This window comes from Neobacillus sp. NPDC058068, from assembly GCF_042885335.1.
Taxonomy (GTDB): domain Bacteria; phylum Bacillota; class Bacilli; order Bacillales; family Cytobacillaceae; genus Neobacillus.
Genome location: NZ_JBHVSI010000005.1, coordinates 54,484 through 69,330, shown reverse-complemented (window position 1 = coordinate 69,330; position 14,847 = coordinate 54,484). Strand labels below are relative to the sequence as shown.

The following is a 14,847-nucleotide window of genomic DNA, read 5'->3' as shown; positions in this document are numbered from 1 at the left end:
TCAAATAAAATAGAAGATATATTTTTTAAAAGGAGAACGGGATGGAAAATAACAAAGTGCTATTTAATATTGAAAAAATAGACCGTGAAACATTGCCCCATTATTATGACTATGGCAAAATTGTTTCTGCCATTCAACAAAAGCTTCGAGATGAAGCAGGTTTTGATTTTCAGATGTATTCTGATGAGGATACATCCAATGAGATTTGGGATATTCTTGAGGAAGATTTGAAAGAGGAATCTCCTGAGGTGAGGCTGATTAGCCATATTTATCAGGAAGGCGAGACCAAGACAATTTCGTCTAACCATACTGAAAAGGCATTAGAATTCATTGTCAAACCGCGGGTTGTCAATGGTCTTTATTATTACCCTCATTACGGAGTGGCGCTTTCAAGGGTGCTTATTTTTCAAAGTGATGGGGAAATGAATCACGATTTTATTTTTGCTGAAAATGATGCTTGTTTAGTTTCGTTTTTGCAGTATGTTTTGAAACGAAAACGAGACTATATTAAAAACTATGTTACCGTTTTCACGGATACCGAAGATGGTGTCGAGACGGATATCGAAAGTATCACCAGTTTGGTAAGGAGGGACGATGTTTTTCTCGAGGAAACGCTCAAGAAGGAAATCTATCGCTCAATTGATGAATTCTTCACTGAAGGCCGTGAATTTTTTAAAACATATGATATTCCGTATAAACGAGGAATTCTATTATACGGAAAGCCGGGAAATGGAAAGACGACACTCGTGAAGTCAATCGCCAGCAGCATAAACGCGCCTGTGGCCTATTGGCAGATTACCGAATTCAGCTCAAGCTATACGATTAAAGAGGTGTTTAGTTCAGTGTTAAAATTGGCGCCGATGGTATTGGTGATTGAGGACATTGACTCGATGCCTAATGGTGCCCGCTCAGTGTTTTTGAATACGTTAGACGGGGCAACCTCAAAGGAAGGGGTTTTCCTCATCGGCACGACGAATTACCCGGAAAAAATTGATCCGGCCTTGATGAACCGGTCGGGACGGTTTGACCGCGCCTATGAAATCAAACTGCCGACGAAGGAGCTTCGTTACCACTATTTAATGAACAAAAAAATTGCGCGCATTCTTTCAGAGCAAGAGATTGAAGAGGTCGTCGATGCAACTGTGGACTTCTCTTATGCCCAGTTGAACGAACTGTACACATCCATCGCACTGGAATGGCATTACGAGCAAAAAGTCGACATCGCACGCGTATGTGCTGATCTAAAATCAATCCAACATAAACAGCAAAAACAAACCTGGGAAGAAACCTTGGCATCATCATCCATTGGATTTGCACCATTCACAAATGAATAATGGTGTTATTGGTGTCAGGCACCACTCGTGGACATTTGTCCGCCCTGGGTGGACAGTTTGGTTCCTTTTAAACAACTGAGATACCTAGTTTAAATGGCTAGGTGTCTTTTTTTTGAAGAATCATACATACTATCAAACAATATAGCGGAAGGATTTTATGTTTTGTCTAGTGATAGTAAATAGATGTATTGTATAATAGAAATAACTGAATATTTTTGCAAATTGTATAATAAAATTACTTTGGGAATGGAACGGCTTATGTAATGAAGGTCGTTTCCGTTACTAGAAAACTGAATTTCTGCTTTTTAGCTCCATGAGATTTATTAACACACATAGAAACGTTCTTAATCTCATCTTTAAAAGGGAGTGTTTAATCATGCAAAAACAAAAGCTATTGATTAACGGAGAAAGACTGAAGCAGACACTTGAACAATTTGCCGATTTTGGCAGGACAGAAAATAATGGGGTCACTAGGTTGTCATTATCTGAACAAGATTGTAAGGTAAGGGATTATTTCCGTTCCTGCTGCGAGGAGTTAGGAATGACAGTCGCGGTCGATGATATGGGCTGCATGTATGCCACTCTTGAAGGCAGCGAAAATAAACCTCCTATCCTGATTGGATCCCATCTAGATACGGTAAAAAAGGGCGGCCGCTTTGATGGGGTGCTAGGTGTTGTGACTGGTCTGGAAGTAGTTAGAACGCTAGTGGAAAATAACATCAAGCCGCGGATTCCAATTACGATTGTGAATTTTACTAATGAAGAAGGCGCAAGATTCGAACCTTCAATGATGGCTTCAGGCGTACTCTCAGGGAAATTTGACAAGTCCGTTATGTTGAAAAAGAAAGATGCTGAAGGAATTACCTTTGAGGAAGCCCTCAAGGCCAGTAGCTTCGAAGGGGATATTAAAAACCGTCTGAAAGAAGCGACCGCCTTCCTAGAATTACATATTGAACAAGGCCCGATTTTGGAAAATGTTGCTCTTTCTATAGGTGTCGTCGAATGTGTCGTCGGGATGGCGTGCTTTGAGATTGAAGTAACCGGTGAATCGGACCATGCCGGTACAACCCCAATGAACATGCGAAAAGATGCTCTGTTTGCAACTAATAACTTAATCAATGAAATCCGCCAACGCTTAAGTGCGTTAGATGAAGAATTAGTCTTCACAATCGGCCGGGTGAATGTGTATCCGAGTATCCATACCGTCATTCCTAATAAGGTAATCTTTTCGCTGGAGGCACGGCATAAGGATCCGGAAATCGTCAGCACCTATAAGGACTTTGTTCAACGTCTGCCGCATTTAGGAGTCAATGAGGGCTGTGAGGTTAAAGTGACAAAATTATGGGAGCGGGATACTGTTTGGTTCGAACCTGAAATCTGCAATTTGCTTGAAGAATCGGCAAAGTCGCTGGGCTATTCCAATCGACGGATGGTCAGCGGTGCCGGCCATGATGCGCAATTCATTGCAAGCTTCGTCCCAACGGCAATGCTTTTTGTTCCAAGTATCAACGGAAAAAGCCATTGTGAAGAAGAGCTAACGACTTGGGAAGATTGTGAAAAGGGTGTAAATGTCGTTTTAGATACGGTCTTAACACTGCTCTCAAAATAAGATTAATTTTTGAAAAAAAGACTTTTTCGCCTAGCGAAGGAGTCTTTTTTTGAGAAGAAAGTCTGTATTTTACAAAAACTTTGTTGTAAATCAGAAAATAAAAGTGTAATATTACACTATGGAACAATGTGGAAAATACATATATTTTACAATGAGAGGACGGATAAAAATGGGGAAAAAGCTTTTGCTTTTTTTTGTAAATTTTGGTGTCATACCATTTGTGTTGTCTATTTTTGCTTTTATCATAATGAGTACGGGACTAAATGATATCATGATTGCTTCACTCCTGCCTTTAAGTATAGGCGGCATTCTAGCAGGTTTTTTTGTCAGCAAAAGACCGCAGCAGTCGGGCAAATTTCAAGGGCTGTTCATTCTCTTTCTTCTGCCACTTGCCTTTACGGCTGTATTATGGGCTGCTTTTATGCTGATCAGCGGCGGGTTTTATGGCGCGAATTCCTGGTCTTACTATAGTATTTTTCATCTGGCGTTGGGACCAATCTATTTTTTTGCCATGTTTAGTGGGGAAGGAAGACTGTTTCTATGGGCACCCTTGACGTATGAGTTAGCGTTTGTTACGGGGGTAATTTTAGCAGGGTTAATAAACAAGGTTCGTCCTGCTTTTAATAAGCGGCAATTCCTGATGGTTTTGTCGGTGTTTGTCGTTGCGATGGGTACGGGCACCGCTGTTCAATGGCAACGCAGTCAATCTGTCTTGCCCTCCTATGGTTTTAAATATGGCGGCGGCTACTCCAGTACCGACTTAACTCCATATGAGGTAACGAATCCTGATAATAAGCTTCCAAAGTTGACAACCCCGCCGGCCTTTACAATTAAGAACCCTAGTGAAATGCCGATTTTGGACGGGGCAGAAGCGGCCTTTCCGGTTTACTCTGCCTTTGCTAATGCAACCTATGAAAATATAAAAAATGTGATAGGCGAATCCAGCGAGGTCGTTAGTTTTACGAATACGATTTATGCCTATGAACGGTTATTATCGGGCGAAGTGGATATTTACTTTGGCGCCGTCCCATCTAAAGAACAGCAAGAAATGGCGGCGAAGGAAGGAAAAGAGCTGGTAATGACGCCGATAGGTAAGGAGGCATTTGTTTTCTTTGTTAATCCAAGCAATAAAGTGGACAGCTTAAAAGTTTCCGAGATTCAAAGTATCTATTCTGGAAAAATAAAAAACTGGTCTGAGGTGGGCGGGAAGAATAAAAGAATTATTGCCTTTCAACGGCCGAAAAATTCCGGCAGCCAAACTTTATTGGAAAAAATTATGGGCGATACCCCAATTATGAAGCCTCTAAAAGAAGATGTACCTAAAGGAATGGGAGGGATCATTGAACAAGTGGCTGATTACAGGAACTATGACAATTCGATCGGATTTTCGTTCCGCTTCTTTGCGACCGGAATGAAGGCGAATCCGGATATTAAACTGCTGGCGATTGATGGTGTGGAGCCCAACCCGGAAAACATCGCAAGCAGCAAATATCCGTTCACAGCATCCTTATACGCCATCACACTCAAGGATAACCCTAAGCCAACTATCAAACCGTTCCTTGAATGGATGCAAGGACCACAAGGGCAGGAGATTGTTGAAAAAATTGGTTATATAAAAATACATTAGAAAACGATGACCCTATCATGATAAATATCCTTCTTACCCTAAATCAACAATAGGAATTAACATAGCCTATGTGAAAAAAAGCCGTCTATATCGACTCGCAAGGCTGTACCTAGACTGCTATTTTAATACTCTTCCAAATTAAGTAGCGTAGTATACAATAAAATTAGGAACTCTAAATGATATGTCACTATATGGGGGGATACTACATTGGCAGCTGGACAACTATGCAAAATACTAATCGTAGACGATGAAATATTAATAAGGCAAGGAATTAAGCATTATCTTGATTGGGAAAAGGAAGGTTTTGTAATCGTTGGTGAAGCTTCTAATGGTCAAGAAGCACTTGAAGTAATTGAAGGTACAGACCCGCATATCATCTTGACCGACATCGTGATGCCCATCATGGATGGTGAAGAGTTAACGAAAATTGTGAAGAAGAAATATCCGCAAATTGAAATTATTATTCTGAGTAGTTTTGGAGAATTCGACTATGTACGGTCTGCCTTCCAAAGTGGTGTTGTTGATTATATATTAAAGCCAAAGCTCGATGGACAGAGTCTATTAAAAGTCTTGAAGTCTGCGGCTAGCAAGATACCAGCCATACAGGATTGGGACAAGGAAGGTAGAGCACAACTCTCCATAAGACATATTATTCATAAATTAATTTCTGGTTATGAGGTTAATTATGAAGTAGAGTCAATAACTAACGTGTTTCCAAAGAGCCATTATTGTTTAGTAGGTTTTGACCTGAAAAGGCATCCAGATAAAAATAATGCAGAGTTACTATCAGCGTTAAAGAAAAAAATAGAGTTCGGAATAGAGGTTTATTTGGGAAAGACGGCTTATTATTCTTTTACCTACGAGCAAAATATCCTAGTATATCTTCTTAATATAAACAGTGACAATAAGAAGGATGTTCTTACGCTGGCTCAACAGGCAACTGGATATGAGCCTGGTATTGGTGTGGTCTTAACAGAGGAGTTTGAGGACTTTTCTCGGATGGGGATTGTCTTTAAGACAAGTCTTCTAAAGCTAATAGACTATCGATTTTATTTATCTAAGCGGTCATCATTATTCAAACAGGATCTGCCGGAGCCCCCATCATGTGACACCTTTAATCTTGATTGGTTTACGAGTGAAATGAAGAGAAAACACTTTGACTCAGCTTTCGACTATTTGCTGGAGCATGTGGCTGCATTATCAAAGTGTTATACGTTTGATATTTTTGAATACAAATCATTTTTTGGAAACATTATTTTTAACATTACAATTCTTCTAGGGAACATGGAGTATGATGTGAAAGAATTGGAAAGCAGCAAATATACATATTTCAATTCTATTGACGACGTAAGCACGGCTGAAGAAGCAGTTCAACTATTGAAACGTTTTATTGCAGAGGTTCATAAATGCCTAGTAGCAATGCCGAACCAACAGGAAAATATCAACATGAGGAAGCTGCAAGAATATATTATCGACCATTATGCAGAGCAAATTACCTTAACGGAAGTAGCGAAGCACTTCCATTTCAATCCTTCCTATCTTTCAAGTTATTTCTCTACTCACAATAAGGAAGGGTTTATTGAATATGTAAATAAAATTAGAATTGAGGAAGCAACGAAACTTTTAATTCATGAGGATATAAGTATCTCTGAAATAAGCAGTATGGTTGGTTACTCTGATCATAGTTATTTCTGTAAGGTATTTAAAAAAATGAAAGGCTTGTCTCCTAGTCAATATAAAAGGAAGCATAAACTGAGTTAGGAGAGGCAGAAATGAGATTTATTCCGGATCGCTTTAAGCATAATGGCTTGTTTATAATCATGTTCTTGATTACGGTCATCATGATCATCATTGTTTCTGTCACCATCACCTGGACGACCATTCGCATGTCAGAACAATTTTTTATTGAAAAGTTTGGTATTACAAATTCGAAAGTAATGGGTCAGGTAAAGGAAAGCTTTGAATCACTTAATTATTCAGTCGTCGTTGCGTCAAATAATCTCCTTCAAAGCGGGAATATCAAAAGAATGCTTTCGGAAGAACAGTCCAATACCGAGAAAATGAGCTCTTTTTATAGTTTGAGTCAGCAAATGAAACATATCAAAGACAATTTAGACCCCTATGGGATTGAGATTGTTGTCGCGGGTAAAAATGGAGTTAATTATGCGACTGAGCGTTACTACTGGCCAATATCGGATCAAGAGTTGAAAACGAGTGAAATCACCCAAAATACGCTGAATGAACCAAAGAGGCTTTTGTATCAATATGATCAACGACCAAATAAGACCGAAGCATCAGTAGAAAATAATGTGGTTGTTGCTTCCAAAGCTTTCATGGACCGGATATCCGGGAATGTATACGGATCGATGTATTTTGCGATCCAAGAAAGTGAATTTAGAAGATTGTATTCAAGCTATACAAGCCCTGGGAATGATGTATTTATTTTGGACAGGAATGGTTCCATTGTCTCAAGCAATCAGGCAAAAATGATTGGGCAAAAAGCAGACAATCTCCGTAGCTATGCGGAAAAGATCAATAAGAATCCCCAAAAATACATTATTGAAAATTTTATGGGAAAAGGTCAGATCATTTTTATGGAGTATTTGCCATCCTTTGATATGTACTTGTTCAATGTAATAGACAAACAAAAAGCAATTGGCAATTTAATAAACAAAAGAGAAATTGTGCTCATCTCGATGGCAATCGTTTTTGTTGCTCTTTTCATTGTGTTTTTAGCATCAAGAAGATTGACGAATTCCTTATCAAGGCTGGTAAAGCAAATTGAGAATGCTCCAAAATATGACTTCGATAAATATGTTTCTGAATCCGGAACATATGAAACGAGGCAAATCGGCAATGCCTTTAACACGATGCTCGATGAACTTCATGAATATGTAGATCAACTTGTAATCGCTCAAAAGCAACAACGGAATGCAGAACTAGCTGCCCTGCAGCAGCAAATAAATCCGCATTTCCTTTATAATACCTTAACTTCCATTAAATTTATGGTACAACAGGGTGGAAAAGAAGATGCTGTGGCGACTATCAATGCGTTCATATCCTTACTGCAGAATACGCTTGGTAATGTAAGTGAAACGGTTACGGTGCAGCAGGAAGTGGAGAATTTAAAAAACTATGTATTCATCAACCAGAAACGATACGGGAATCGGATTAAAGTGAACTATTTCGTGACGCCAGAATGCTTGGATTATCAGATCCCTAAATTAATCCTGCAGCCTTTTATGGAAAATTCATTTTTTCATGGTTTTAATCAAAAGCCAAATGGATTTATTAATGTTCTTATTTGGCAAGAGGGGAACAACCTGATTTGTGAAGTGGTGGATAATGGTGACGGGATGGATGCCTCATCAGAAGGTAAACTCCCAAGTACAAAAAGGAAGAAACAGCATTTTTCAGGTATCGGTGTAAGGAATGTGGATGAACGAATCCAGCTGATTTATGGTGACCCATATGGTGTTACCATTTCAAGCAAACTTGGCGAGGGGACAAGGGTTCGAATTGAATTTCCAATTAAAAGCATATAAAGAATTTCCTATTTTCTAAAAATAATCCAAATTAAATAATTGTAAACGCATTCAACTTATAAAAATAATACAATCTATCAGAAATATCGTCCTAACTGTTAAGTCCCGGCTGGTGATACCATAATACATGTAAGATAGGTAGCGCTTACAAAACATTATGATACTTGGGGGAATATCAATGAAGAAAATACTAGCACTCTTTTTAGTTAGTATCTTGATGCTAACTGCTTGTTCTTCTGGATCAAAAGAGACGGGTACTTCCGGCAAGGGAAAAGATACAAATGAAATAACGGTTTGGGCGTGGGACCCGAATTTTAACATTAAGGCAATGAATTTAGCAAAGGATGCTTATAAATCAGGAAATCCGGACCTTAAGATTAAGATTGTTGAAAATGCCCAAGATGACATTGTTCAAAAACTCAACACCAGTCTAAGCTCTGGTACTACAAAAGGGTTACCAAATATCGTATTAATTGAAGATTATCGTGCGCAAAGCTTCTTAAAAGCCTATCCGGACATGTTCCAAGAATTGTCTGATGCTTTTAATGCTGACGACTTTGCTCAATATAAAATGCCACCGACTAGCCTAGAAGGAAAGCATTATGGCGTTCCTTTTGATACTGGTGTAGCTGGATTATACGTTCGAACAGACTACTTAGAAAAAGCAGGATATAAAGCAGCAGATTTACAAAATATCGACTGGAATAAGTACATTGAGATTGGTAAAAAGGTGAAAGAAACTGCCGGAAAACCAATGCTTACACAAGATCCAAAGGATTTAGGTCTCATTCGGATGATGATCCAATCTAGTGGTTCTTGGTATTTGAAAAAAGATGGAACCACACCAGATTTAGCTGATAATGATGCTCTTAAGGAAGCCTTCAAAACATACAAAGCCATTTTGGATGCAGATTTAGTAAAACCTGTTTCTGACTGGAGTCAGTTTGTAGCCGGCTTTAATAGCGGAGATGTTGCCACTGTTCCTACTGGTAACTGGATTACAGCTTCTATTAAGGCGGAAGCCTCACAGTCAGGCAAGTGGGCCGTTATTCCAATGCCGAAGCAATCAGGAATTGAGGGTTCTGTGAATGCTACGAACTTAGGCGGAAGCTCATGGTACGTGCTCAATGTCCCTGGTAAAGAAAAAGCAGTTGATTTCCTTGCAAAAACGTTCGGTTCCAATGCTGATTTCTATCAAACTTTAAATAAAGAAATGGGCGCAATAGGTACGTACAAACCTGCAGCAGATGGCGAAGCATATAAAGCAGCAGATGATTTCTTTGGCGGCCAGAAAGTGGTTGAAGATTTCGCAAACTGGACAGCAAAGATACCACAAGTAAACTATGGTATGCATACGTATGCAATTGAAGATATTTTAGCAGTCGGAATGCAAGATTATCTTAAAGGCAAAGACCTGGATAAAGTATTAGCAGATGCCCAAAAGCAAGCAGAAGAACAAATAAAATAATACTTAAAGTAAAAATGAACACATGTAATCAATTTGAATAAGAAGAGCGCAAGCGCCCTGGTCAGCGGCGTATGGCCTGGAGCGCTCCAACTGAGATAAAGGAAACACGGTGAACGTAGTGAACCGATGTTGACTTATCGTAGGGCGGAGAGCGAAGGACATTAGCCGCTAGGGCGCTGGAGCTGGACAATTCTCAAAGTTCAATGATATAAATTCTAATACTATAAGAAAATAAGCCTTGGAACTTCGCCGGCTTCTCCCTTCGATTAAAAGAAGCGATCTGATGTGTCAGGCGAATTTTCGAGGCTTTTCTTTAACTAATAACGTGAGGAGCTGACTAAAGTGATAACAGCTAAAGCAAATAACCAACACGACCTTCAAACAGCAAAGTCTGGCCGGAAAATCCGAATGAAAAATGCTGTCATTGGCTGGTCATTTGTTCTAGTCGCTGCCGTGATGATCTGCTTGTTTTATTTTTATCCAATGGTTCAGGCGCTTATCATGTCTTTTCAAACAGGAACGGGTGCTAATTTAACCTTTACTGGCTTTGATAATTATATTCGTTTATTTAAGGACCCAACTTTCCTTACGACAGTAAAAAATACAATCATCTATCTCATCATTCAAGTTCCCGTGATGATTTTACTGGCTCTGTTTCTATCCGTTTTATTGAATAATAAAACGTTGAAGCTAAAGGGATTATTTCGTACAGCAATCTTCTTACCCTGTGTCACTTCTCTTGTCGCCTATTCTGTTATCTTCAAATATTTGTTTAGCCAAGATGGCATGATTAATATGATGTTGCTGAAGGTTTCGCTTATTTCAGAGCCGATTCAATGGCTTACCGATCCGTTTTGGGCCAAAATAGCGATTATTGCAGCCATCACTTGGCGGTGGACAGGTTATAACATGATTTTCTATTTATCTGCCTTGCAAAATGTTGATGAATCAATCTATGAAGCGGCAAGAATTGATGGGGCCTCACCGGTTCAGCAATTTTTCAAAATCACGATCCCAATGCTGAAGCCGATCATTCTTTTTACCTCCATCACCTCAACGATCGGAACGCTTCAGTTATTTGATGAAGTCATGAATATTACGAAGGGTGGACCGGGAAATGCGACGATGACGATTTCCCAATACATTTACAATTTATCGTTTAAATATACTCCTGATTTTGGCTATGCCGCCACCGTATCGTATGCCATTGTCATTATGATTGTTATCTTCTCCATCATCCAGTTTAAAGTGGCAGGTGATAAAAAATGAGTAATATGAAGAAAACATTCAGCTATCTTGTCCTAATCATTGCATCTATTGTCTCCATCTTTCCATTTCTCTGGATGATTGTTAGCTCGACGAATAAATCGGTTGATGTGACGAAGGGGAGATTACTGCCGGGGAGTTATTTTATCGAAAACTTTCACCATTTGCTGGACACCGTTGATCTAGTGCCTGCCTTGTTGAATTCAGCAAAAATCTCAATCACCACAACCATTCTGGGTTTAATTATTGCTTCATTGGCGGGATATGGATTTGAAATATTTAAAAGCAAGTCAAAGGATCTTTTATTTAACTTCTTGCTGCTATCCATGATGATACCCTTTGCGGCGTTAATGGTACCGTTGTTTAGAATGTTCGGCACGATCTCGCAAAACTTCCCGATGATTGGGATTGATACACTAACTGCGGTCATCCTTCCGACAGTTACTACCGCTTTTCTTATCTTTTTCTTTAGACAAAGTACAAAGATGTTTCCGAAAGAAATTCTCGAAGCAGGCAGGATTGATGGCTTAACGGAATTAGGTGTATTCTTCCGGGTTTATGTTCCTACGATGAAGACAACTTATGCAGCAGCAGCCATCATTACGTTTATGGCCAGTTGGAACAGTTATTTGTGGCCTCTTGTTATTTTGCAATCACCTGAGAATCAGACAATTCCATTGCTTATTTCCAACCTTGGATCAAGCTACTCACCCGATTATGGAATGATTATGACTGCCATTGTGATTGCAACCCTGCCGGTTGCCCTTATCTTCTTTATTATGCAAAAGCATTTTGTTGCCGGGATGATGGGTTCTGTAAAATAGGTTGATAAAAAGTAAGTGGATAGGAAGTGTTAGAGATTATGACAAAAGCTCCAAGTATTGATTGGCTATCAGATGTAAATGTATTTGCTGTGAATCGTCTTCCAGCCCATTCTGACCATGTTTATTATGAAACAGTAGCGGAGGCAAAAGAGACTGAAGGTCCAATGAAGCTGCGTCATGATTTAAATGGAGTCTGGAAATTTAATTACAGTGTTAATCCTGATAACCGGCCAGAACATTTTTATAAAGCAAATTTCAATTGTGATGGATGGGAAGACATCTCCGTGCCAGGACACATTCAACTTCAGGGCTACGGTCAGCCGCAATATGTGAATACGATGTACCCATGGGATGGGCATAACGAAATTCGCCCCCCAGAAATTCCGATGGACCATAACCCCGTTGGCAGCTATGTTAAATTCTTTACCGTACCAGAAAATATGGCGGATAAGCCGGTTTATGTTTCCTTCCAAGGGGTAGAGTCAGCTTTTTATGTTTGGTTAAACGGGGAGTTTGTCGGCTATAGTGAGGACTCATTTACGCCGGCAGAGTTTGAACTGACGAAGTTTATCATTGATGGTGAGAATAAGCTTGCTGTTGAGGTGTACCAGCGGAGCACCGGAAGCTGGCTTGAGGATCAGGATTTTTGGAGATTTTCGGGCATCTTTCGTGATGTTTATTTGTATACCGTTCCGGAAATTCATGTTGCGGATTTACATGTGCGCCCGGAGTTGGATGCAACTTTTACAAAAGGAATGCTTAAAGCTGATTTAAAGCTTCAAGGACCAGTTCCTTCAAAAATAACGGCTGAATTAGTTGATGCCAAGGGCGGTCTCATTGCATCTGTAGACGGGAAAGAGACCGAAGGCAATTGGTCGATTACTATGTTTGTTGACAATCCTGGGCTTTGGAATGCAGAAAGTCCTTATTTGTACAAACTATTGATTCAGGTTTATAACGAGTCAGGCATGCTGGTTGAGGCAGTTCCGCAGAAAGTTGGCTTTAGAAGATTTGAACTTGTAGATAAAATCATGCTTCTCAATGGAAAACGGATTGTATTTAAAGGGGTAAATCGGCATGAATTTAATCCCCGCCGAGGACGTGCCATTACGAAGGAAGATATGCTGTGGGATATTAAAACATTGAAACGTCATAACATAAATGCAGTTCGTACATCCCACTATCCGAATCAAAGCTATTGGTATGAATTATGCGACGAATACGGCGTGTATGTCATTGATGAAATGAACCTTGAAACTCATGGCTCTTGGCAAAAGATGGGGGCTGTTGAACCATCCTGGAATATTCCTGGCAATAAACCGGAATGGCAGGAAATTGTCATGGACAGGGCAATCTCGATGGTGGAACGGGATAAGAATCACCCATCGATCTTAATTTGGTCCTGCGGTAATGAATCGTACGCGGGTGAGGTAATCCTTAATGTCTCCAAATATTTCAAGCAGGTTGATCCAAGCCGCCTTGTTCATTATGAAGGGGTCTTCCATAATCGCGACTTTAATGACACGAGCGATATGGAAAGCCGGATGTATGCAAAGCCTGTTGATATTGAAAAATATTTGAACGAAAATCCTGAGAAGCCTTACATTAGCTGTGAGTATATGCACGCAATGGGGAATTCACTTGGCGGCATGTATAAGTATACTGATTTAGAGCAGAAGTATCCGATGTATCAAGGCGGCTTTATTTGGGATTATATTGATCAATCGCTGTATAAGAAAGACCGTTTCGGAAACGAATTCCTTGCATATGGCGGTGATTTTGACGATCGACCGACAGATTACGTTTTTTGTACGAATGGAATTGTCTATGCAAATCGTGAGCTTTCTCCGAAGATGCAGGAAGTTAAATTTTTATATCAAGACTTTAAGCTGCTGCCAGATCAAAACGGTCTCACAATCAAGAATGAAAGTCTTTTCTCTAATACAGCAGACTTTGTGTTGGAATATTCCTTATCCCTTAATGGTGAGGAGTTGTATCGAGATACACTTCAAGCAGCTGTTGAACCACAAAGCGTTGGTCGTTTCGAGTTTACCTGGCCTACTGACATTGCTTCTGCAAACGGTGAGTATTCTATTCAAACTTCACTAAAGCTAAAGGAAAGCACGGTTTGGGCAAAATCGGGCTATGAGATTGCCTTTGGTCAGTTTATTTTTCAAGTGGGTTCAAAAGAAATCGTCGCCCCAAGCGGAGATTTGCGAGTTGCAAATGGTGATGTCAATATTGGCATTCATGGCAGAGATTTCACTGTTATGTTCTCGAAACAGGCGGGAAGTTTAGTGTCATTAAAATATGCTGGTCGTGAAATGATTGCCCTGCCTCTGGCACCGTTATTCTGGAGAGCAACAACAGACAATGACCGCGGCTATTCGCAAAGCTTCCATTCTGGGCTATGGTTTGCGGCGAGCTTAGCAAGGAAATGTGTGGATATACAAGTGGAAGAACATTCGGGGCACGTCGGAGTCGTCTTTACTTATATGTTCTCAATAAACAATGACATTGAGGTAAAGACTTATTACACTGTTTATCCTGATGGTAGTGTCCGTGTGAAATCAGCGTATAAAGGGGCTGAGAATTTGCCGCAAATGCCAACTTTTGCGGTTTCCTTTAAGGTTCCAGCTGAATATGACCATCTTGAGTGGCTCGCAATGGGTCCTGAGGAAAATTACTCCGACCGCTCGATGGGTGCAAGACTTGGTATCTTTAAAAATCAAGTAGCTGAAAATCTATCAGACTATTGTTTTCCTCAGGAATCAGGCAATCGTACTGGGGTCCGCCGTGTCATTGTGACGAATAGTGACGGTCAAGGAATTAGAATTTCATCTGTTCACGAACCGTTGGAATGCAACTTTTCACCTTATACAGCATTTGAACTCGAAAATGCTATGCATGTTTACGAGCTTCCGAATATCCATTATACCGTTGTAACGGTCGCCGGCAGGCAGATGGGCGTTGGCGGGGACGACAGCTGGGGAGCACCCGTTCACGATGAACATCTAATTGATTCTAATGAAGACATGGAATTTGAGTTTATGATTCATAGGATATGAAGATTAGGGAAGAAGCCCGGTAACATGGGCTCTTTCCAAACATAGGTACAAGAATTATTTTGGTCTATTATTATCGGAATTTTCGGAACGAAACCACCTGTATCCT

Annotated in this window: 9 protein-coding genes; all 9 read left to right on the top strand. The window is 40.0% G+C overall.

From position 1 onward, the window contains the following. Nucleotides 1-41 precede the first annotated feature (41 nt). The 9 genes from ACFVSW_RS07680 to lacZ all read left to right on the top strand — a co-directional run bounded on the left by ACFVSW_RS07680 (nt 42) and on the right by lacZ (nt 14,741). On the top strand, nt 42-1,334 hold the full coding sequence (locus ACFVSW_RS07680; RefSeq protein ID WP_387314232.1) for an AAA family ATPase: 1,293 nt from the start codon (nt 42-44) through the stop codon (nt 1,332-1,334). A 376-nt stretch (nt 1,335-1,710) separates the two neighbouring features. Beyond that, a complete protein-coding gene (locus ACFVSW_RS07675; protein WP_387314230.1) occupies nt 1,711-2,943 on the top strand; it encodes a Zn-dependent hydrolase in 1,233 nt (410 codons plus the stop codon). A 169-nt stretch (nt 2,944-3,112) separates the two neighbouring features. Beyond that, a complete protein-coding gene (locus ACFVSW_RS07670) occupies nt 3,113-4,570 on the top strand; it encodes a PstS family phosphate ABC transporter substrate-binding protein (protein ID WP_387314228.1) in 1,458 nt (485 codons plus the stop codon). Between the two features lie 207 nt (nt 4,571-4,777). After that, entirely contained in the window at nt 4,778-6,331 is a 1,554-nt protein-coding gene (locus tag ACFVSW_RS07665) for a response regulator transcription factor (RefSeq protein ID WP_387314227.1), read from the top strand. Nucleotides 6,332-6,342: 11 nt separating this feature from the next. After that, complete coding sequence (locus tag ACFVSW_RS07660; protein ID WP_387314224.1) at nt 6,343-8,115, top strand: sensor histidine kinase; 1,773 nt, start codon at nt 6,343-6,345, stop codon at nt 8,113-8,115. 178 nt (nt 8,116-8,293) lie between these two features. Then, a complete protein-coding gene (locus ACFVSW_RS07655) occupies nt 8,294-9,583 on the top strand; it encodes an ABC transporter substrate-binding protein (protein WP_387314222.1) in 1,290 nt (429 codons plus the stop codon). Nucleotides 9,584-9,991: 408 nt separating this feature from the next. Further along, entirely contained in the window at nt 9,992-10,852 is an 861-nt protein-coding gene (locus tag ACFVSW_RS07650; RefSeq protein WP_387314639.1) for a carbohydrate ABC transporter permease, read from the top strand. Further along, complete coding sequence (locus ACFVSW_RS07645; RefSeq protein ID WP_387314219.1) at nt 10,849-11,673, top strand: carbohydrate ABC transporter permease; 825 nt, start codon at nt 10,849-10,851, stop codon at nt 11,671-11,673. Before ACFVSW_RS07650 ends, ACFVSW_RS07645 begins: the two co-directional genes overlap by 4 nt. 38 nt (nt 11,674-11,711) lie before the next feature. After that, nucleotides 11,712-14,741 (top strand): beta-galactosidase, LacZ type, encoded by a 3,030-nt coding sequence (lacZ, locus tag ACFVSW_RS07640; protein WP_387314637.1) that lies wholly within the window; start codon nt 11,712-11,714, stop codon nt 14,739-14,741. The last annotated feature ends 106 nt before the right edge of the window (nt 14,742-14,847 follow it).

Bases quoted from the DNA above. Each gene is read 5' to 3' on its own strand.
- ACFVSW_RS07655 (WP_387314222.1), top strand. From the start codon at position 8,294: ATGAAGAAAATACTAGCACTCTTTTTAGTTAGTATCTTGATGCTAACT.
- lacZ (WP_387314637.1), top strand. From the start codon at position 11,712: ATGACAAAAGCTCCAAGTATTGATTGGCTATCAGATGTAAATGTATTT.
- ACFVSW_RS07680 (WP_387314232.1), top strand. From the start codon at position 42: ATGGAAAATAACAAAGTGCTATTTAATATTGAAAAAATAGACCGTGAA.
- ACFVSW_RS07650 (WP_387314639.1), top strand. From the start codon at position 9,992: ATGAAAAATGCTGTCATTGGCTGGTCATTTGTTCTAGTCGCTGCCGTG.
- ACFVSW_RS07670 (WP_387314228.1), top strand. From the start codon at position 3,113: ATGGGGAAAAAGCTTTTGCTTTTTTTTGTAAATTTTGGTGTCATACCA.
- ACFVSW_RS07645 (WP_387314219.1), top strand. From the start codon at position 10,849: ATGAGTAATATGAAGAAAACATTCAGCTATCTTGTCCTAATCATTGCA.
- ACFVSW_RS07660 (WP_387314224.1), top strand. From the start codon at position 6,343: ATGAGATTTATTCCGGATCGCTTTAAGCATAATGGCTTGTTTATAATC.
- ACFVSW_RS07675 (WP_387314230.1), top strand. From the start codon at position 1,711: ATGCAAAAACAAAAGCTATTGATTAACGGAGAAAGACTGAAGCAGACA.